This window comes from Pseudonocardia yunnanensis (assembly GCF_039534065.1).
Classification (GTDB): domain Bacteria; phylum Actinomycetota; class Actinomycetes; order Mycobacteriales; family Pseudonocardiaceae; genus Pseudonocardia; species Pseudonocardia yunnanensis.
Map to the genome: position 1 here is coordinate 38,633 of NZ_BAAAUS010000019.1, position 19,724 is coordinate 58,356.

At 68.3% G+C, this 19,724-nt stretch carries 21 protein-coding genes; 10 read left to right on the forward strand and 11 right to left on the reverse strand.

What is annotated here, in order from left to right:
- Positions 1–240 precede the first annotated feature (240 nt).
- The 4 genes from ABD743_RS18240 to ABD743_RS18255 form a co-directional block, all read right to left on the reverse strand.
- On the reverse strand, positions 241–846 hold the full coding sequence (locus ABD743_RS18240; protein ID WP_344723289.1) for an ArsR/SmtB family transcription factor: 606 nt from the start codon (positions 844–846) through the stop codon (positions 241–243).
- A 140-nt stretch (positions 847–986) separates the two neighbouring features.
- A complete protein-coding gene (locus tag ABD743_RS18245; RefSeq protein WP_344723290.1) occupies positions 987–1,715 on the reverse strand; it encodes an alpha/beta fold hydrolase in 729 nt (242 codons plus the stop codon).
- Complete coding sequence (locus ABD743_RS18250; RefSeq protein ID WP_344723291.1) at positions 1,693–2,538, reverse strand: HpcH/HpaI aldolase family protein; 846 nt, start codon at positions 2,536–2,538, stop codon at positions 1,693–1,695. Before ABD743_RS18250 ends, ABD743_RS18245 begins: the two co-directional genes overlap by 23 nt.
- A complete protein-coding gene (locus tag ABD743_RS18255; RefSeq protein ID WP_344723292.1) occupies positions 2,535–3,527 on the reverse strand; it encodes a peptidyl-alpha-hydroxyglycine alpha-amidating lyase family protein in 993 nt (330 codons plus the stop codon). The genes ABD743_RS18250 and ABD743_RS18255 overlap by 4 nt, the downstream gene beginning before the upstream one ends.
- Positions 3,528–3,728: 201 nt before the next feature.
- Between ABD743_RS18255 and ABD743_RS18260 the strand changes: the two genes are divergently transcribed.
- Positions 3,729–4,508: an SDR family oxidoreductase gene (locus ABD743_RS18260; protein ID WP_344723293.1), complete on the forward strand. Its 780-nt coding sequence runs from the start codon at positions 3,729–3,731 to the stop codon at positions 4,506–4,508.
- A gap of 12 nt (positions 4,509–4,520) precedes the next feature.
- On the opposite strand, the gene ABD743_RS18265 is transcribed toward ABD743_RS18260, so the two are convergent.
- Together ABD743_RS18265 and otnK are read right to left on the reverse strand one after the other, a co-directional pair.
- Positions 4,521–5,165 (reverse strand): class II aldolase/adducin family protein, encoded by a 645-nt coding sequence (locus tag ABD743_RS18265; protein ID WP_344723295.1) that lies wholly within the window; start codon positions 5,163–5,165, stop codon positions 4,521–4,523.
- Positions 5,166–5,188: 23 nt separating this feature from the next.
- Positions 5,189–6,484, reverse strand: a complete 1,296-nt coding sequence (gene otnK / locus ABD743_RS18270; protein WP_344723296.1) for a 3-oxo-tetronate kinase — start codon at positions 6,482–6,484, stop codon at positions 5,189–5,191.
- 155 nt (positions 6,485–6,639) lie between these two features.
- Between otnK and ABD743_RS18275 the strand changes: the two genes are divergently transcribed.
- The 3 genes from ABD743_RS18275 to ABD743_RS18285 are packed head-to-tail and all read left to right on the forward strand — an operon-like array spanning position 6,640 to position 9,838.
- Positions 6,640–7,662, forward strand: a complete 1,023-nt coding sequence (locus ABD743_RS18275; protein WP_344723297.1) for a 3-hydroxyacyl-CoA dehydrogenase family protein — start codon at positions 6,640–6,642, stop codon at positions 7,660–7,662.
- Entirely contained in the window at positions 7,659–8,507 is an 849-nt protein-coding gene (locus ABD743_RS18280) for a DeoR/GlpR family DNA-binding transcription regulator (RefSeq protein ID WP_344723298.1), read from the forward strand. The genes ABD743_RS18275 and ABD743_RS18280 overlap by 4 nt, the downstream gene beginning before the upstream one ends.
- Positions 8,508–8,545: 38 nt before the next feature.
- On the forward strand, positions 8,546–9,838 hold the full coding sequence (locus ABD743_RS18285) for an MFS transporter (RefSeq protein WP_344723299.1): 1,293 nt from the start codon (positions 8,546–8,548) through the stop codon (positions 9,836–9,838).
- A 4-nt stretch (positions 9,839–9,842) separates the two neighbouring features.
- Here the strand turns inward: ABD743_RS18285 and ABD743_RS18290 are convergent, their stop codons facing one another.
- Positions 9,843–10,589, reverse strand: a complete 747-nt coding sequence (locus ABD743_RS18290; RefSeq protein WP_344723300.1) for an SDR family NAD(P)-dependent oxidoreductase — start codon at positions 10,587–10,589, stop codon at positions 9,843–9,845.
- Between the two features lie 57 nt (positions 10,590–10,646).
- Between ABD743_RS18290 and ABD743_RS18295 the strand changes: the two genes are divergently transcribed.
- Positions 10,647–11,006, forward strand: coding sequence for a MerR family transcriptional regulator (locus ABD743_RS18295; RefSeq protein ID WP_344723301.1), 360 nt, complete (start codon positions 10,647–10,649; stop codon positions 11,004–11,006).
- A 35-nt stretch (positions 11,007–11,041) separates the two neighbouring features.
- Here the strand turns inward: ABD743_RS18295 and ABD743_RS18300 are convergent, their stop codons facing one another.
- The 3 genes from ABD743_RS18300 to ABD743_RS18310 are packed head-to-tail and all read right to left on the reverse strand — an operon-like array spanning position 11,042 to position 13,584.
- The gene (locus tag ABD743_RS18300) at positions 11,042–11,926 is read right to left on the reverse strand and encodes a DUF427 domain-containing protein (RefSeq protein WP_344723302.1); all 885 of its coding nucleotides are present in this window, start codon (positions 11,924–11,926) and stop codon (positions 11,042–11,044) included.
- Between the two features lie 26 nt (positions 11,927–11,952).
- Positions 11,953–12,672, reverse strand: coding sequence for an SDR family oxidoreductase (locus ABD743_RS18305; RefSeq protein WP_344723303.1), 720 nt, complete (start codon positions 12,670–12,672; stop codon positions 11,953–11,955).
- 33 nt (positions 12,673–12,705) lie between these two features.
- Positions 12,706–13,584 (reverse strand): alpha/beta fold hydrolase, encoded by an 879-nt coding sequence (locus ABD743_RS18310; protein ID WP_344723304.1) that lies wholly within the window; start codon positions 13,582–13,584, stop codon positions 12,706–12,708.
- A gap of 97 nt (positions 13,585–13,681) precedes the next feature.
- Between ABD743_RS18310 and ABD743_RS18315 the strand changes: the two genes are divergently transcribed.
- Entirely contained in the window at positions 13,682–14,197 is a 516-nt protein-coding gene (locus ABD743_RS18315; protein ID WP_344723305.1) for a CGNR zinc finger domain-containing protein, read from the forward strand.
- A gap of 15 nt (positions 14,198–14,212) precedes the next feature.
- Here ABD743_RS18315 and ABD743_RS18320 read toward each other — a convergent pair whose 3' ends face one another.
- Positions 14,213–15,124, reverse strand: a complete 912-nt coding sequence (locus ABD743_RS18320; RefSeq protein WP_344723306.1) for a LysR family transcriptional regulator — start codon at positions 15,122–15,124, stop codon at positions 14,213–14,215.
- Positions 15,125–15,846: 722 nt separating this feature from the next.
- Here ABD743_RS18320 and ABD743_RS18325 point away from each other — a divergent pair.
- The 4 genes from ABD743_RS18325 to ABD743_RS18340 all read left to right on the forward strand — a co-directional run bounded on the left by ABD743_RS18325 (position 15,847) and on the right by ABD743_RS18340 (position 19,724).
- A complete protein-coding gene (locus tag ABD743_RS18325) occupies positions 15,847–16,893 on the forward strand; it encodes a zinc-binding alcohol dehydrogenase family protein (protein WP_344723307.1) in 1,047 nt (348 codons plus the stop codon).
- Positions 16,894–16,964: 71 nt separating this feature from the next.
- The gene (locus ABD743_RS18330; protein ID WP_344723308.1) at positions 16,965–17,678 is read left to right on the forward strand and encodes an SDR family NAD(P)-dependent oxidoreductase; all 714 of its coding nucleotides are present in this window, start codon (positions 16,965–16,967) and stop codon (positions 17,676–17,678) included.
- A gap of 139 nt (positions 17,679–17,817) precedes the next feature.
- The gene (locus ABD743_RS18335) at positions 17,818–18,771 is read left to right on the forward strand and encodes a DUF5996 family protein (RefSeq protein WP_344723309.1); all 954 of its coding nucleotides are present in this window, start codon (positions 17,818–17,820) and stop codon (positions 18,769–18,771) included.
- 68 nt (positions 18,772–18,839) lie between these two features.
- Entirely contained in the window at positions 18,840–19,724 is an 885-nt protein-coding gene (locus ABD743_RS18340; RefSeq protein ID WP_344723310.1) for a class I SAM-dependent methyltransferase, read from the forward strand.

Consider the following 19,724-nt stretch of genomic DNA (forward strand, 5'->3'; position numbering starts at 1 on the left):
GAGTGGGCGGCACTGAGCGCATGCCGCTGTCAGGTCCTACGTACGCAGCCAGCAGTTCGTGACTCCGTGGTCGCGAGGCCCACCAGATCCGCAGGTAGAGCCGCATCGCCTTGCTGGGCCCTGCAAAACGCTTCCGGTCCGTCGCCCGGCATGCGCTCGTGACGAGCCGATACTCCGCGGCCTGCGCGAGTAGCGCGTGACGGTGGCCGTGAACGTCCGGCCACCGGATGCTGCGGTCCGTCACGATGTGCCGCCTCGCTCTGCTTCCGGCGGGCGCGACAGCGACGTCGATACGAAGATCTGTGCGGGACGCGCCCCCGGTGGCCGCAGACCCGGATCCTCGAGTCGGTCGGCGTAGCGGTTCACGATCATCCGAAGCTCAGCGGTGAGCTGGGCGAGCTCCTGATCCGTGACGAAGGCCAGCCCCCGGGTGATCCCGGTTGCCTCCAGCCACCTCTGTTCTTCCCGGCTTCTCCGGCGCAGCCATGTCTTGAGGTGCGCGTGGTGGTGATCGAGCACGGCGTCGCTCAGCGCTTGAGCGGCCAGTGCGCTCTCGACGTCCAGGCCTTCCCCGCCGGCGGCCCAGCTCTGATCGTGTCCGGTGAGGCGCCACGGCTTCTCCCGACCGATGCCTCCCTGTGCCTCTTCGATGAAGCCGTACTTCGCGAGCACGTTGAGGTGGTAGGAGCAACTCGCGACGCTCTCGTCTGTCGCCTCGGCACAGCGCGTGGCGGTTGCGCTGCCTTCCAGCTCCAGAAACTCCATCAGCTGCCAGCGCAGCGGGTGGGCCAGCGCTCGCAACGCCTTCGGATCGCTGATCGTCCTGGGTTCGCGGTCGTCCGCCATGTGGAGGAAGCTAGTTTAACAAGACTCCTTTAGCAAGATGTCTTGTTATCGATGGCACGGGGACGGGATGGCCGACCGCGATGAGCGAGTCGACCCGTCCCGTCCCGGACGGAAGCTCACGTCGGGAGCCGGCTTCCCACTCAGCTCGCGGGCGTGTGGTCGGCGAGGAACGCCTCGATGGCCGAGCGCGCCGCGGCGTGGTGCTCCGGCTCCTTCCACTGCTCGACGAGCTGCGTGTTCGGTGCGTGCGCCGCGAGGAACCGCGACGCATTGGCCGGGTGCGCCTCGTCGTTCCCCAGGAACGCCAGCATCGGCGTCGTGAGCCGGGGTACGACGTCGTCGGCGACGCTGTAGAGAATGTGCGGCCCGTCGTAGAGGTTCGAGCGGAAGCCCTTCCAGTCGTTGGCGTCGGCCTCGGGGTGCTGATCGGCGAGGCGGGCGGCCCAGGCGTCGAACGTCCCGTGGAAGAGATCCCGGTTGCCGTCGAGACCGATCGTCTGCAGGACGACCGCGGCGCCGATGCGGTCCGGAACCGATTCGGCGAGCTGCGCGATGAACGGTCCGCCGATGCACATGCCCAGGAGGTGGCACTTCTCGATGCCGAGGGCGTCGAGGAGCGCGAGGTGGTCCTCCATGTAGGAGTGCCATCCGTCGGACGCGCTGACCGGGGCGGTGGATCCGCCGGCGTTGCGCTGATCCATCGCGATCACGCGGTAGTGCGGGGAGAGGTGCTCGATGGGGTTCCAGGGGGCGCGCTCCCAGAACCCGACGGACGACTGCTGGCCACCGGGTGCGAACAGCAGCACCGGGAATCCGGTGCCGTGCTCGTCGTAGCGAATTCTGACGTCACCGTGCTCGAGAACGGGCATGCTCGAATCCCATCACGTCGGAGTCTGATGCGGAGCTGTCGTCGCCGTGCCCGTCGGTGCCGGTGTGCAGCCCGGCGACGATGCCGCGGTAGCCGTTCTGCAGCACTGCCACGTCGGAGGCGATGGCGATGATCCTGATGCCGGCCTCGATCCAGGGGCGGGCCTGTTCGACCGTGTCGAACAGCATCGCGACGTCCTTGCCGTGACGACGCGCCGCGTCGAGGAGCAGCCACCGGTGCTCGTTCACCACGCGTGCCTCGTCGGGTGTGCCTCGCACACCCAGTTCCTGTGCGAGGTCGGCGGGCCCGAGAGTGACGGCGTCGACCCCTGGGGTGGCGACGATCTCGTCCAGGTGCCGGAACGCCTCGCGCGACTCGAGCATCACGGTGATGTGCACCTGCGCGTTCAGCTCGTCGAGCCCGGCCTCCGCGCGGAAGTCGTTGTGCGGGCCGTTCACCGCCATCCCGCGTAGCCCGAGCGGCGCGTAGTAGGCGGCCTCGACGACCGACCGCGCGATTTCCGGGGTGTCGACCTGCGGGACGTGCAGGCCCACGACACCGACGTCGAGCAGCCGGGTGACCCACTCGCGGTCGGCCGCGGGCGGGCGCACGATCAGCGGGAATCCGAGCGCGCGTGCCAGCACCGCCATGTCCGCGATCGTCTCGATGGACGGAGAGGAGTGCTCCATGTCCACCCGCGCGAAGTCCAAGCCGCTGTTCTTGAGCAGGGTCAGCACAGCGGGGTTGCGGACCAGGTTGATCCACGTACCGATCTGCACGCGGCCGGACTCGCCGATCCCCTTGAGCGGGTTGCTCCTGGTCAACTCGACTCCTTCGCGTTCGGAGGGCCGGCCTTCACCAGTTTCTGCAGTGCCCGGAGCGGCTGCGGACGGGGCCGGTCGGAGCCGAAGACGTTCGGCCAGCCGGTGTGGGACACCTCGCCCACGTAGATGTCGCCATGGGAGTCGACGCACAGGCCGTGCGGCGAGATGAACTGACCGGCGCCGGTGCCGAGGTTCGGCTCCCGGCCGAGCCGGGCGCGTAGCTCCCCGCCGGGGGTGAAGATGCTGACTCGCGGCCCGAGGTTGGGCGCACCGCGCTGGAAGTCGAGCGGGGTGCCGATCTCGCCGACGTAGCAGAGCGGGTCGGGGCCGCCGGTCAGATGGAAGGCGCTCGGGCGGTGGACCGCATGCCACTGCGTCTCGAACCGGCCGTCGCCGTCGAAGATCTGGATGCGGTGGTTCTCGCGGTCGGCGACGTAGACCCAGCCGTCGGCGTCGCAGGCGATGTTGTGCGGGAGGCTGAACTCGCCCTCGCCGACGCCGGAGGCGCCCCACGAGAGGAGATGCGTCCCGTCCGGCGCGAACTTGTGGATCCGCGCGTTGCCGTAGCCGTCGGAGACGTAGATGTCCCCGTGCGGCGACAGCGCCGTGTGGGTGCAGCGGTGGAACGGCTCGCCGCTCATGAACGACGCCGGACGCCCTGCGACCCCGATCTCGAGCAGGACCTCGCCCTCGGGCGTGCACGCGCGGACGGTGTGGTCGCCCTCGTCGGTCAGGTAGAGGTTGCTGTCGGGACCCCGATGGATGCCGTGGGCGCGGGTGAAGATCCCCTCGCCCCATGAGCCGAGGAAACGGCCGTCGCGGTCGAGCACGATCACCGGGTGCGCGCCGCGGTTGAAGACGAAGACGCGGTCCTGGTCGTCGACCGCGACCCCGGCCACGTCGATCAGTTCCCAGCCCTCGGGCAGGTCGCCCCACTGCCCGTCGTGCGCGCGGTACGTGTACTCACCCGAGCCGAGCACGACGCTCACGCACGACCTCCTTGCCGTGTGCCCGACGCAGGTCCCGCGTCGAGGAAGATCGTGCCACGCACGATCCGCCGGCGTCCATGCGTCGGTGGGCTAAAGTTCACTGAATTGCTCAGCTATTCACAATATGAATTCCTGCCGCGAGTTCGGCGCCGTCGCGGTGCCGGTCGGGAGTGGCGGGAAGCCGAGTCCGGGAGTGTGGCTGTGGAACTGGGATTGGCCGGCAAGGTCGCTGTCATCACTGGCGGCACGGCGGGTATCGGGCTCGCGACCGCGAGGCTGCTGCTCGCGGAGGGCAGCAGCGTCGTGGTGTGCGGCCGCGACAAGGAGCGTCTCGCCGATGCGGTGGCAGAGCTCGACAACGAGCGGTGCCTGGGCGTCCCCTGCGACGCCACGGATCCGGACGAGCTGGTGCGGCTGCACGGCGCCGCGGTCGAGCGGTTCGGCGGGATCGACATCCTGGTGAACAACGCGGGGACCTCGGCGAGGGGGCACGCGGCCGAGGTCGACGATGCGGCATGGCAGGACGACCTGGACCTGAAACTGATGGCCCACATTCGGATGGCGCGCCTGGTGGTGCCGACGATGCGGGCACGGGGCGGGGGCGCGGTGGTGAGCGTTCTGGCGATCGCCGGGCGGCAACCGTCAGCCGGGTCGTCCCCCACGTCGGTGTCGCGGGCGGCCGGGCTCGCCTACGCGAAGGCGTTGTCCCGCGATGTCGCGTCGGATCGGATCCGGGTGAACGTGGTCTGCATCGGCGTGGTGGAGAGCCTCCAGAACGATCGCCGGTGGCGTGCGGCCGACGACGGGCGCACGCGAGAGGAGTTCTACGCGGACCTCGCCCGCGACTTCCGGGTGCCGTTGGGACGCACCGGCCGGGCGGAGGAGGCGGCTGCGGCGATCGCGTTCCTCGCGTCGGACGCGGCCGGGTACGTCACCGGATCGGCGTTGAATGTGGACGGAGGGGCGTCACACGTCATGTGACATGCGGACGGGTCAGCCCCAGGGCGAGTCGTACTTCTTCGCCAGCCGGTCGGCGGCCTCCGGTGGCAATAGCTGGAACGGGCGGGAGCCGAGCTGCAGGAGCAAGGAACACGTGTGCTCCAGCTCGACGACCGCTTCCAGTGCCTCACCCACGGTGCGCCCGGCCGTGATCGCTCCATGGTTCTGCAGCAGCGCTGCCCGGAAACGCGAACGGGACGCCTGGATGGCATCGGCCTGCGCCGGATCGCCGGGATCGGCGTAGGGAATCAGGGGTGTCTGGCCGACGCGCATGACGAAATACGGTGTGAGCGGCGGGATCGCGCTGCGTTGCGACCATGGGTCGAGGCACGAACACGCAGAGGCGGCGAGGGAGTGCACGTGTACGACGGCTCGCAACGTCTCGTCGCGACGGTAGAAAGCGCGGTGGAACGGATATTCCTTCGACGGTGCGGGTCCCGAGAGCAGCGTCGCGTCGAAATCGAGTACCGAGAGCCGATCGGGGTCGAGCGACCTGAGATCAGAGCCTGTCGGCGAGATGATGATGCGGTCGTCGTGCCGGACGCTGAGGTTGCCCGACGAGCCTGGGCTCATGCCGGCAGCCGCAAGCTGCGCTGCGGCGGCCACGAGTTCCCTTCTAAGGATTGCTTCCGTCTCCACGAATGTCTGAGAACCGTTGTCGCTCACGCGCTCGTGCCCCGTTCCAGTTCGCGCCATGCCTCGGTGAACATGTCGACCTCGCCGAAATTGCCCGACTTCAACGCGACGTTCAGCAGGGTGCCTGTCGCCGTCGTGGCTTCGCTCCATGTGACTCCGGGGGCGATGGCAGGGCCGATCCGCAGCTGGGCCACACCGAGTTCGGCCATGACCCGTCCCGAGCTCTCGCCACCGGCCACGATCAGCTGTGCCGCGCCGAGCGCCACGAGACGCTGGGCGACGGCACCGAAGGTCCGTTCCACGAGATCAGCGGCGTCGGGTGTGTCATGGTCGACGTCGTCGAGGGAATCCGCTGAGTAGATGAGCGGGATGGCCGTCGGGTCGTCGGCCCAGCGGGCGGCGGCCCAGTGGGCGATCTCCTCGACGGCGTCCTCGAGTCCCCGTGAGAGCCGGTCCACGTCGAGTTTCCACCACGGCAGCCGTGTGCGAGCGAAGGCGATCTGTTCGCGGGTGCGTTGGGAGGCGCTGCCCGAGAGCACCGCGCGACGGCCTTCGACCCCGCGAATCCGCCTGGCGTCGGACGTGGCGCGCTGGGGCATTCCCAGTGCGAGACCTGATCCCCCGGTCACCACCCGTAGTGCTCCCGCGGCCGCCATGATCGTCTCGAGATCCTCGTTCTCGATCGCGTCGACGACGAGGGACACCGGCCCGTCGCCGCGCTCCGCCTCCAGGCGCCGGGCGAGCTCGGCACGACCTGCGCGCACGGTCGGCAGCGTCACGAGGCCCACGCGTCCCTTGGTCTGCGGAGTGAGCAGGCGCGGCACCGACGAGTCGAGCATCGGGGTCAGCGGATGGTTGCGCATCGGGCTCTCGTCCAGCGGATCGTCGCCGACGAACAGGTGTCCGCGGTACACGGTGCGCGCGGCGTCGGGAAAGCTCGGCACCACGATCGTGCGGTCCTCGCCGGTTCGCGCGAGCACGGCGTCGATGATCGGCCCGATGTTCCCTTCGGGCGTCGAGTCGAAGGTGGAGCAGTACTTCACATAGATCCGCTCCGCGCCCACGGACTCCAGGTAGTCGAGCGATGCCACGCTCTGCGCCACGGCGACGTCGATCGGGGCGGTGCGCGACTTGAGCGCGACCACGATCGCGTCGATGTCGTCGACCTCCGTGGGCAGCCGCCCGGGACCGAGCGGCACGCCCGAGTCGGAGAACGGCTGCAGCAGCACGACCGTGCGCAGGCCACGGGATACGAGGTTGGTGGCGAGGTCGGTCGCCCCTGTCACGTCGTCGGCTATGCAGCCCCACTGCGGCACGTCCACCCCTCTCGACGCGATCCTGTCCGAATCATGTGAATTGCCGTGATCGCATCTGTGAAGAAACGTTATCAGAGTTGACGGTCTTGTGAATACGGAGCTAACGTCCCAGGTGACGACGCGATGACGTCGCCCCATGAAGCCCCGAAGGAGTGGACCGAATGTCGAGCGACCCCGTAGCCAGTGAGTCCGGCGCCGGCATCCGCACCGTCGCAGTCGTCGGATCGGGATACATGGGCGGCGGAATCGCTCAGGTGCTCGCCCTGTCCGGCCGGGACGTCGTGCTGAGCGACGTCGATGCGGCCAAGGCGGAGGCCGCACGTGTCCGGCTCCTCGACGAGGCCCGTCGCTTCGTGAAGACGGACCTGTTCGACCCCGGCTCGGTGGAGATCCTCGAACAGCGGCTGCGTGCCGCCGACAGCATCGAATCCGCCGTGGCCGACGTCGACTACGTCACGGAGGCCGTCTTCGAAGACCGCCAGGTCAAGGCCGACGCGCTGCGCCGGATCTCCCGGGCCGCCCGCGCCGACACCGTGATCGGCACGAACACGTCGGCCATCCCGATCGGTGAGCTCGCCGAATCTGTCGAGCGTCCCGAACGCTTCCTCGGCGTGCACTGGATGAACCCGGCGCCGTTCGTTCCCGCCATCGAGCTCATCGCGACCCCACAGACATCCGAGGACGCGATCGCCCGCGTCGAGGCGATGGTCACCGAGGCGGGCAAAGTCCCGGCCCGGATCGCCGACAGCCCCGGCTTCGTCGCGAATCGGCTCCAGTTCGCGCTGTACAAGGAAGCCGTGCGGATGGTGGACGAGGGCTTGGCCACCCCGTCACAGATCGACACCGTCGTGAGCAACGCCTTCGGGTTCCGGCTCGCGCTCTTCGGTCCCTTCGCGATCGGGGACATGGCCGGGCTGGATGTCTACGCCGCCTCCTACGAGAGCCTGTCCGCCGAGTACGGCGAGCGGCTGGCTGCGCCGGAGCGGCTGCGCAAGACGGTCGACGAGGGCAACCTCGGGATCAAGAGCGGCCGCGGGTTCCTCGACATCCCCAGCGAGGACGTTCCGGCGCTGCTCGCCTACCGGGACGCCGCCTATCGGAGGCTCAGCGTCCTGCGCCGTGAGCTCGGTGCCGCACCCGGCCTCGATGCCGCGGCCCAGGCGGAGAAAGAATCCGGGCAGTGATCGAGAAGGACACGAATCTCATTCCCGACCAGCGCCGCGAGAAGCTCATGCGGTTGCTGCGCAGGGACACCGTTCTCAGCGTCGCCCAGCTCACCGAGCTTCTCGGCGTCTCCCACATGACCGTGCGCCGCGACATCGTCGTGCTCGAGCGGGAGGGTCGGGCCTACTCCGTGCCCGGCGGCGTGCGCCACGCGAGCTCCATGCGCGAGGAGCCCACGTTCGCCACGAAAGCGGGCACCGAGCGCGCCGAGAAGGTCGCCATCGCGCAGCGGGCGGAAAGCCTGTTGCACGACGACATGACGATCTACCTCGATGCGGGCACGACCACCGGCGCGCTCACCCCGGCCATCCGCGAACGCTGCGGAATCACGGTGATCACGAACGACTGCGTCATCGTCGACGATCTGACCGGATCCACGAACGTGGACGTGATCCATGTCGGCGGCCGTCTCGATCACACCAATCGATCCACGGTCGGGCGGCTGGCGGCCCAGACGCTCCGCCGGCTGAACACCGACCTCGCGTTCATCAGCACCAGCTCCTGGGACCTGAGCCGAGGGGTCACCACCCCGGCCGAAGCCAAGGTCGAGGTCAAGCTCGCGGCCCTGGACGGCGCCTCCGAGTCGGTGCTCCTGGCGACGAGCACGAAGTTCGGGACCTTCGGCATGTACGACGTCGTACCGCTACGCCGTTTCGACCGCATCGTCACCGACGACAGGCTGCAGGCAGCGGCCGCCGACGGTATCCGCGATCTCGGTGTCGAACTCGACCTCGCGCACGTCACCGCCGCCGAAGATGCGCCCGGAATCGCGGTCGCACGGGCTGGTGAATCCCTCCGTCTCTGACGGTCACGCGATAGAACTGGTGGTTCTCACAAGTGCACATGGGCACTCGAAGTGGAGTCCGTACCCAGGCTTCCGGTATCCGCGTTTCCGGCCTCCGCTGGTGGATGTTCGGGTTCTTCGTCCTCGTCATGATCATCAACTACATCGACCGTGCGTCGCTGTCGATCGCCATGCCGCTGATCAGCAAGGACCTGCATCTCGACGCCGCGATCACGGGGGTCGTCCTCAGCTCGTTCGGCTGGACCTACGCCGTGATGCAGCTACCCGGCGGCTGGCTGGTGGACAAGCTGAAGCCGCGGAAGGTCGTGACCGCGAGTCTGCTCGGTTGGGGCGTGATCGAGGGACTGACCGGACTCGCGAACGGTGTGGCCTCGCTGATCGGCATGCGGATGCTCCTCGGTGTCTTCGAAGGCCCGGTGCAGAACGGCGCCAACGCGTCGCTGACGCGCTGGCTGCGCAAGAGCGAACACGCACGCGGGAGCACGCTCGTCGACGGTGGCGGCCCGCTGGGCACGGCGTTCGGCGGGCTGCTGGTCACGGGTCTGATCGTCTGGCTGGGCACGTGGCGGCTGGCGTTCGCCGGCGTCGGCCTGGTCACGGTGCTGATCGGCATAGCCGCCTGGTTCTTCATGCGGGACAACCCGGCCACCCACCCCATGATCACGCGTGAGGAGGCGGACTACCTCGCGACGGGCGAGGCCGAGGAAGGTCGAGAGCCCGAAGCGCGGGGGTCGGCCCTGCGGTACTTCCGGTTCCGTAGTGCCTGGCTGCTGCTCATCGCGTTCTTCGGCTACGACGCAGTGGTCTACGGCCTGCTGACCTGGGCGCCGTCCTACGTGAGCGAGGTGCAGCACGTCTCGTTCGGCATCACCGGTCTCTGGACGTTCGTGATCTTCGGCGCGGGCTTCGTCGGCGAGCTGATCGCCGGTCAGGTGGCGGACCGGTGGATCCGCTCGGGCGCCTCGGCGAACCTCGTGCTCCGCACCCTGCTCGGCCTCGCCGGCTTCGGGGTCGCCGTCGCGATCATCCTCGTCAACACGGTGTCGACACCCGCGGCGGCGATCCTGCTGATCAGCCTGGCGAACTTCTTCCTCCGCTGGGGCGGGCTGTACTGGTCCGTTCCAGCGCGGCTCGCCTCGCCGCAGCACGTCGGCCGGCTCTCCGGCGCGATGAACTTCTCGGGCAACGTGGCCGGCATCCTCGCCCCGATCCTGGTCGGCGTGATCGTCCAGGTGAGCGGCAGCTTCGTCGGGGTCTTCATCATGTTCGCCATCGCCGGCCTGCTGATGGCGGTCCCGTCGGTGGCCATCGACTACTCACGCAAGCTCTGATCGATCAGGTCAGCGCGTCGCCGCCGTCCACGCCGATGACCTGGCCGGTGATCCATGCGTCCGGTTCCGCCAGCGCCGCCACCCAGTCCGCCACATCCTTGGGCGACCCGCGGCGCCCGAGCGGGATCCGGGCTCGTTCCTCCGCCTCCGTCGCGGCGATCTGCTCCGGGGTGAGCCCGGCACTCTGCAGAACCTCGCTCGCGACCGGACCCGGTGCCACGGCGTTGACCCGCGCCCCGTGTGGGGCCAGCTCCAGCGCCCAGCTGCGAGTGAGCTGCTCGATTGCGGCCTTCGTGGCGCCGTAAACGCTGATCTGTGGGGCGGGCTTCGCGCCGAACACGCTCGAGACGTTGACGACCGCGCCACGGCTCGTCACGAGCAACGGCAGCGCGGCCTGTGTGAGCATTGTCGGGCCGAGCACGTTGACCGCCCACATCCGCTCGGCCTCGGCGGCGTCGATCTGCCCGAGGGGCATCACCCGGATCATGCCGGCGTTGTTGACCAACACGTCGAGCCGGCCCGATGGCGCGGCGGCCGCGACGACAGCGTCTGCGCTGCCGGGCTCGGCCACGTCGGCGACGCGGATGCGAATGCGGGGGTGCAATGCCGCCGTCGCGGCCAGCGCGTCGGGCCGTCGCCCCGTCACCAGCACGTCGGCGCCACGTTCGGCCAGCGCGACGGCGATCGCCCGCCCGATCCCGGAGCCACCCCCGGTGACGAGTGCTGTGCGTGCGGAGGAATCAGGTGCCATGTCAGGCAGGTTAGGTAGTGACACGGGTGTCAAGGTCAAGGCCGGACGGGGGCGGCGTTGCGGATCGGGGAGCTCGCTGAGCGGACCGGGGTGAGCAGGCGCATGCTGCGCTACTACGAGCAGAACGGGCTGCTGCACTCCGAGCGCGGCTCGAACGGCTGGCGCGAGTTCTCTGACGAGGCCGTCGCGCGGGCCCGCCACGTCGCCGAGTTGTTCGCCTCCGGGCTGACCATCGAGGCCGTGCGGGAGCTCGGGCCCTGTCTGGAGCAGCCCGACGGCCCCTGTAGCGACCCCGGGCTCGCCGTGCGGACCTACCGTGCCCGCCTCGCCGTCGTCGAGGAACGGCTGACGCGGCTGCAGAACCAGCGTGACGAGCTCGCACGACGGCTCGCGTCGCTGCCCGAACACGAAAGCTAGTGGCTTGATCGCTCCGCTCGGTCCGGGACCGGACGTCAGGTATCGACGACCGGATCGGCGTGATCGGTGGCGACCTCGTCGGTGGTGAGCCCGCGGTCGATGCCGTGCGGAGTGACCTGCTGACCGGGTTCGAGTTCGAGCACTGTGCCGTCGAGGAGAACGGTGAGCTTGTCCGGCTCGAAGGAGACCAGGTCGCGCACCCGTCCGACCTCGGACCACGCGTCGCGGTACGACCACGCGGCCCGCTTGGCGTCGCCGATGTCGTAGTAGCTGGCCAGTCCCTTGTACGGGCAGAAGGTCTGGCCGTCGACAGGGGTCAGGGCGGTCTCGTCGATGTCGGCCCGCGGGACGTACCAGCGCGGGGCGAACCCGGACTCGTAGAGGACGACTGGTTCCGACGTGTCGGCGACCGGGCGGTCACCCAGGCACACGACCAGATGGCGAGACGTGCGGCGGATGTCGATGCGGTGGTAGGCGTCCGCGGCGTGACCGAGAATGCGTTCGTCCTCCTCGTAGAAGGCGTCCATCGCCCGCCAGGCGAATGCGACTCGCCCCTCGAACTCACGCGCGTGTTCGGGCAGGCCCGTGTGCTGCCACGCCCCACGCTGCGCCGTCTTTGCGGCGGTGTGCACAGCGAACCAGGACGTCGGCCCGAGATCGCGATGGTCGGTGACGGTTTCCAGCCGTTCCAGCACCTCGGGCTCGATGTCGCCGACCGGGAAATAGGCGACGGGGTAGCGGCCGGGTTCGTGCAGCAGGACGACGTCCTCGCTGTCGGCGATCCACTCACCCCCGAGCCGCACCCGCATCCGCCGCCGCAACGGCTCGGCGAACAGCAGTCGGTGGGGGAGTGGGTCGGGGACGAGAAAGCGCCCGACCGTTCCCGACGAGAGCGGTCCCTGCTGCCACGACAGGCCCATGGGGAGGTCCTCCGATCGGTCTCGGATCAGGTGAGCACCTCGCCGCCGTCGACGGCGAGCGTCACACCGGTGAGGAAGGTGTTGGTGAGTGCGAACAGCACGGCGGAGGCGATGTCGTCGGCCGTGCCGATGCGTCGTGCCGGGTTGCGGACACTCATGTCCGCGAACATCTCGGTCTTGCGCTGTTCGCCGAGTGCGTCCCAGGCGCCGGTGTCGACCACGCCGGGAGAGATCGCGTTGACCCGGATGGGCGCCAGTTCGAGCGCGAGTGAGCGGGTCAGCGTGTCGGCGGCGCCGTTGGTGATCGCGACGGCGAGCGTGCCGACGGCGATCTTGAAGGCTGCCACCCCGGAGAACAGCACGAACGAGCCGCCGTCGTTGATCCGCGGAGCAAGGTGCTTGGCCAGCATGAGCGGACCGATGACCTTGGTGTCGAAGGACGCCCGGACCGCCTCCCGATCGAGCTCCGCGAGGCGGCCGCGGGCGCGGGCCGATGCGGTGGACACGACGTGGTCGAGGGTCCCGAGCCGTTCCCCGAGGGAGATGATCGAGGGCTCGTCCGTGAGATCGACGTTGTCGACAGTGATGTCCGGCTCGCCGGCGTAGGCGCCGGCGAGGGCATCGGGGCGCCGCCCGGCCGCCACGACATGAGCGCCGGCGTCACGGGCGGCGAGTGCGACGGCGCGGGCAAGACCGCCGCCGCGTCCCACGACGAGAACGGTCTGGTCCTTCAGCGGTCCGGTCATGATGCTGTGGGTCCTTTCGAGGGTGCCTGAGCGTCAGGACGTGGTCGCTGCCGTGGTGCGGCCGAGGAACCCGCGGATGTAGCGGCTCGCCGTGTCGAAGGCGCTCTCGAGCAGGAAGTGGCCGCCCTCGATGAGGTGGATCTCGGCATCGGGGAGATCCGTGGCGAAGGCCTTCGCCCCGTCCGGCCCGAAGATCTCGTCGCCGTCGCCCCAGATCGCGAGCAGCGGAACCTGGCTGGTGCGGAAGTACTCCTGGACAGCGGGGTAGAGGGGCGGGTTCGTCGCGTAGTCCCGGAACAGGGCCAGCTGGATCTCGTCGTTCCCGGGCCGGACGACGCCGGCGTGGTCGAGCAGCCAGATGTCCGGGTCGACGAGGTCGGGCTCCGCCACGCCGGTGAGGTACTGCCAGCGGATGGCGTCGAGGGAGAGCGCACCACGAACGCCCGGCTCGGTGGCAGGGCCGGGATTCTCGGCATAGGCCCACACCGCCGACCAGAAGTCCGGGACGAAGCCCTCGTCGTAGGCGTTGCCGTTCTGGCTGATGATGGCGGTGACGGCAGTCGGCCGGCGCAGCGCTAGCCGCCAGCCGATGGGTGCGCCGTAGTCCTGTACGTACATCGCGAATTGGTCGATGCCGAGCTGGTCGAGCAGGCCCTGCGTGATGTTGGTCAGCGCGTCGAAGGTGTAGGTGAACTCGTCGGTTCCGGGCGTTGCCGAGTGTCCGAAGCCGAGGTGGTCGGGCGCGACGACGTGGTAACGGTCGGCGAGCGCAGGTACCAGGCGGCGGAACATTCGTGAGCTGGTGGGGAAGCCGTGCAGGAGCAGGACCACAGGCGCGCCGGCGGGGCCGGCCTCGCGGTAGAAGATCCGGTGGCCGTTCACGGTGGCGCTGCGGTGGTGCACGTCAGACATGACTAACTACCCATCATCATTTGATTGGTTAGGCGAATGTCATCAGACATGCCCACTCATAACTTGTCAAGCGCCTTCATGTGGTTAGGATCATCGCGTGGTTCATCCGATGGACTCGGGCGACGAGCAGTTGCTGCTCGACCTGCTGAACAGCACACCCGTGGTCGGGGACGAAAGCCGAGACCTGCTCGCCGTCGACGACGAGGCGCAGCACTGGGCTCTCGCCAGGGGCGGCAGTGGTTCGCCGCCGGAGATCGGCCATCTGCGCCGGGTTCGCGACCGGCTGCAGGCTGTGGTGAGGGGTCAGGAGCCGGTGGCGGTGCTCGCGCCGTCGCTTCGCGGCGTCCGGCTTCGCCCCGACCTGACGGGCGACGGGGTGGGCTGGCGGCTCGACGTGGACGACGACCGACTCCTCGCCACGCGTGCGCTGCTCACCTGGGGCCACGTGCAGGAGCAGATGCCCGGTCGCCTCCGGCCGTGCGCCAACCCCGAATGCCGGCTGTTCCTTCTCGATCGCAGTCACGGCAACTCCGCTCGCTGGTGCTCGATGAAGGTCTGCGGCAATCGTCTGAAGGCTCGTCGTCACTACCGGCGAAGCCAGGAGGCTGGCTGACCAGGCCGCGCGCCGTCAGGCACTGATGTCGCGGTTGTGATCGGAGACCGCCGAGCACGGAAGGCCGCGACGGCGTAGATCGGCGACGAACCGCTGCGCCAGCGAGTCGGCGGAATTGCCGATCTGCACGGTCACGTCGCGGCGCACCTCGGGATCCAGGTGGCGGACGATGCGTGCCGACTGGGCCATCAGGGCGGAGATCGGCACGATCGCTACCCCCATCCCTGAAGCGGCGAGTTGGGCCGCAGTCCGGGGGCTTCGGGTGCGCAGCACCGGCATCGTGCTCAGCTGATGCTGCGCCGCGAATTCGTCCAACCAGCTCGACAGTCCGTTGTCCGGGTCGTAATGGACGAACGGCTCGTCGGCGAGCTCGATCACCGACACCGACGACTTCGCGGCGAACCGATGGCCGCAGGCGGCCACCACGACCATCGGTTCCTGGCCGAGCAGCTCGATGCGGGCCGATGTGGTCGTGGGCCGTGGCCCGACGCCGATGTCCGACTCGCCTGCGGCGATGTGCTCCGTCATCCGGTCCGCGCTCGTGAACTCGGCGAGGTCGAGGCGCACGTCGGGTCTTCGTCGGCTCCAGTCCTTGAGGACGGGCGCCAGTAGCCAGACCGTCATCGTCTCGCTGCATGCGATGCGGAGTCGACCCGCGCGGCCGCCGCCGACCTGCCGGCCTGTCTCGATCGCGCGAGCGGCGGCTTTCAGTGCGGTGCGGGCCTCATTGGCCGCGGCCCGGCCTGCCGCGGTGGGGCGGACGCCGCGGGGCAGCCTCTCGACCACCTGTGTTCCGAGTTCGCGCTCCAGGCCTGCGATCTGATGTGAGACCGCCGACTGTGACATGTGCAGCATGGCTGCGGCCTCGGTGACCGATTCCGAGTCGATCAATGCCACGAGGCATTGGAGCGCGCGCAGCGTCGTCATGAGATCGACCTGAGGCAACCGGTCTGCGATGCACGGTGGTGCCGGACTCCGGCGAACAGGGACATAACACGCGATGCCAGCGCCCTGAGACGGGCGGTTCTCCCTCTCCCGGCTCGAAGCGGGCTGAGCGGTGCGGCCGGCAGGTAGATGGCGGGAAGTGGACCGAAGCCTGGCGTGACGGTGAGCGACTGTCCACGTGGCCGCCCCTGGGTGGCGGTGACGATACGTCCGAGCGCTGGGCCCGGGGCGGTCGCGGGAGGCTCTCCGACCTGCTCCGGCACGCGATCGGGTGTCGCTCCGGCTGGGCGCTGTGGCATCGCGATCTTCCTTCCCGTGGTCACGCCCGGCGGTCCAGCTAACCACATCAACTATCAATGGTGGTTATGAAGCGTAAGACTCGCCGATGTAACCTGTCAAGCGCTGTTGGGGGGTTAGTACGGTATGGCTGTCGGGCTGTTGACTCACGGGAGGCCGCCGGATGCCTCCGCAGGCACCGGTCGGCCGGGTGGCAAAGGTGGCCCCGGTCGGCTCGCCGGGGGCGCCGGTTCGGCGGTTTGCCCGGAATTGCTGATATCCATGCGGCTCTTTCTATTCCGAGCGGTGCGGCTCGAATTACGATTACCACAGTGCGGGGAGGGCGGACGTGCGTCTTGTCGAAAGGTGTCTGCGATATTTCGAATAGCTCTCGACGGGCGCCGTCCCGGTTCGCATGTGGAATTTCGATGGCGATCGGCGAACCTTCTCATGCGTTACGCTGGCGCGGACCGCTGCCGGCCGTCCCCTGGAGGAAGATCATGCGTGCCATCGTTCTCGAGAAGTTCGGTGGTCTCGACAGTCTCGTCTACAAGGACATCCCCGAGCCCGAGCCCGAGGCAGGCGAAGTCGTCATCGACATCAAGGCCTTCGGTTTGAATCATGCCGAAATACACATGCGGCGCGGCGAGTGGGCCGAGGCTGCGGAAGTGAGCGGCATCGAATGCGTCGGCATCGTGAAGTCGTGCCCGGGTGGTGAGTTTCCCGTCGGCGCCAAGGTTGCCGCTCTCATGGGCGGTCTCGGACGTACCAGAAACGGAAGCTATGCCGAGTTCACGCGTGCGCCGGTCTCCAATGTCGCGCTGATCGACGCCGAGCTGTCGTGGGCCGAGCTGGCGGCCATTCCCGAGACGTATGCCACCGCCTGGACCTGCCTGTTCCGCAACCTCGAGATCGAGCCCGGTCAGTTGCTGCTCGTCCGCGGCGGGACGTCCTCCTTCGGGCAGGCGGCGATCAAGATGGCGGTCAACGCCGGGCTGCGCGTCCTCGCGACGACGCGCAGTCGGAACCGATTCGCCATGCTGGAGGCGTTGGGCGTCGAGCGGTGCGAGCTGGAGGCGCTCGACCTCTCGGAGCGGATCGCCGAGTCCAAGCAGATCGATGCGGTGCTCGATCTGGTCGGCAACAGTGTGATCATCGATTCTCTCGCCATGCTGCGCCGAGGTGGGCGTGCCTGCCTGGCCGGGTGGCTCGGCGGCCTCGACCCGATCGCCGACTTCAACCCGCTTCTGCAGATGGCCAGTGGGGTCTACCTGACCTTCTTCGGGAGCTTCGTCTTCGGGACGCCTGGCTTTCCGTTGTCCGATGTGCCCCTTCAGGACATCGCGCGGGAGGTGGCGGCGGGGAAGCTCGATGCCAAACCCGCCCGCGTGTTCGCGTTCGAGGATATCCGCGAGGCACATCGCGTGATGGAGGCGAACGAAGCCGGCGGAAAGATGGTGGTTGTCCGTGGCTGACGCCCGGTGAAGGATAACCGTTACGCCGAGGCTGTCCATGCCAACGAGCTCAGGCGGAGAAAAAGGGCGGAATGAGCACTACGCAGGAGAAGAAGGTTGCGGTCATCACCGGTGCCTCGCAGGGCATCGGCGCAGGTCTGGTCGCGGCGTACCGCAAGATCGGTTTCGCCGTAGTCGCCGTGTCACGCAGCGTCGCCCCGTCTGACGACGCCGACGTTCTCACGGTGCAGGCCGACGTCGCCGACCCCGGCGCAGATCGCGTCATCACTGCAGGCATCGAGCACTTCGGTCGTATAGACACCCTGGTCAACAACGCTGGGCTTTTCGTCCCCAAGCCTTTCACCGACTACACCGAAGACGATTTCCAGTCCGTCGTCGGCGTGAACCTGGCGGGCTTGTTCCGCATCACCAAGGCCGCGATCCCGCACATGCTGAGCGTGGGCGGCGGCCATGTCGTCAACATCACCACCAGCTTGGTCGACCACGCCAACTCCGACGTCCCCTCGGTGCTGGCATCGCTGACCAAGGGTGGCGTGCAGTCCGCCACCAAGTCGCTGGCCATCGAGTACGCCACCCGCGGCATCCGCGTCAACGCCGTCTCGCCAGGCATCATCAAGACGCCCATGCACCCCGAGGCACAGCACGAGATGCTGGCGGCCCTCCACCCCGTCGGCCGAATGGGCGAGGTGAGCGACATCGTCGAAGCGGTGACCTACTTGGAGAACGCCCCGTTCGTGACGGGCGAGATCCTCCACGTGGACGGAGGCCAGAGCGCAGGCCACTAGATGACGGCACACATCGTGTGGCCACGGTGCACACGGCCGGACGTGTGTGCCGTAGCACCGTGGTGTGCGCGGTGACCTAGAGGCTGGTGCGGGATGCTTGCGGGGCTTCCGTCGTGGGCCCGACCTCGAGGAGAACACCGTGGAACTCTTCCCTGATCTTCCGTTCACCTCCTGGGTGGACACTCGCGCGACGTTGCACCGTTTTGCCCAGATCGTCGGCAAGGTCAGATTGGCGGCCAGCCCCCGCCGCAACCATTGGTGGAGCGTTCCCTTCCATGTCACCAGCCGCGGTATCACGACTCGTCCGATGACCGACGGATCGACGATCTTCACGATCGACTTCGACTTCCTGGACCACCGGTTGGACATCACCGCACTGAGCGGCCGGCGGTACTCGTTCCCCCTTGCCGGTAACTCGGTCGCGGATTTCTACGACCAGGTGCACAAGGGGTTGTCCGCCGTCGGGGCCGACGTCAGGATCGCGCTGCCCTGGCCGTTCGACCTGTCCGACTCCGGCCGACCGTTCGCAGAGGACACCGAACACGCGATCTACGACGCCGCTGCGGTGAGCCGCTACTGGCGTGTTCTCAGCCAGGTGAACCTGCTGCTGGAGGAGTTCGCGGCCGGCTATTCCGGCAAGACCAGCCCTGTTCACCACTTCTGGCACACGTTCGACATCGCGGTCACCCGGTTCGGCGATGCTTTCGTCGATCAACCCCCGTCCACGGATCCGGTCACCCGCGAGGCCTACTCCCGGGACGTCACCAGCTTCGGTTTCTGGTTCGGCGAGGACGCCTTCCCCGAGGCCGCGTTCTACTCCTACACGTCCCCCGAGCCTGCCGGACTGGCGGATGAACCCCTGCACCCCTCGACGGCCGACTGGATCGAGCGAGGTAGCAGCCACCTCGCGGTTCTGCGCTACGACGACGCTCGCGCGGCGCCGGATCCTCGGGCAGCGGTGCTCGAGTTCTACGACAGCGCCTACCGGGCCGGCGCGACGCGGGCCGGGTGGGACATCGACAAATGGACGTCCCCTGGCGGGGTCACCGATCCCGTCATCACGGCCGAACAGCGCGGCGCGCGACAGGCGTGATGCGCCACTGCCTCTGAGTAGGCATAAACGGTTGGCTCGCGTCGGAAGCGCCCGGCTACCGTGCCGCCGTGATCTACGAGCACCCATTGGCATATCTGCTCGGCCTCGAGGGTGTCGCGTTGCTGCGTGCATTCACCGGGGAGTTCGACCGGCAGTTCGTCGAGGCGCGTCTCGCCGAGGTCCGTGAGTTGCTCGACGACGAGTCGTTGATCGGACAAGGCGTTCTGGTCGACCGCGTCGACACGGTTGACGGATACCGCGTGTGGTCGAAGACCTATGACGAGCCGCGCAACGGGCTGTTCGATTTCGAGGAACCTCTCGTGCGCGAGATCCTCGACGGGCGGCCGACGGGCATCGCCGTCGACGCCGCGTGCGGCACCGGCAGGTATGCGGAGTACCTGGTGGCACATGGTCATCAGGTGATCGGTGTGGACAGCTCACCCGACATGCTCGCCCGAGCACGTACTCGTGTGCCGCAGGTCGATTTCCGGTCGGGTGATCTTCAGGATCTGCCGCTTGCCGATGATTCGGCCGACGTCATCGTGTGCGGCCTCGCGTTGAACCACGTTCCGGCGCTCGAACCCGTGATGACGGAGTTCGCACGGGTCCTGCGCCCCGGCGGGCATCTGGTGATCTCGGACGGTCACCAGGAATCGGTGGCTCTCGGCTCGATTCCCTCCGTCGTCGGGCCAGGCGGCCGACCCGCACGCGTGTCGACCTATCGCCACCTCGTCGGTGACTATCTGCGGGCGGCCCTGCCGGTCGGTCTGCAGGTGCGACGCTGCGAGGAGCCCCGATCGCCGGCCGGCCCTCCACGGTCTGGTGCGAGCGAAGGGGTAGGACCGTGGGAGCGCTGGCCCTGGAGCCTCGCCGATCTGGTGCCCGACGCGGCGCACGCCGTCAACGCCGGACGGCCGGTGACGATCGTCTGGCATTTTCAACTGGCTGAGTAG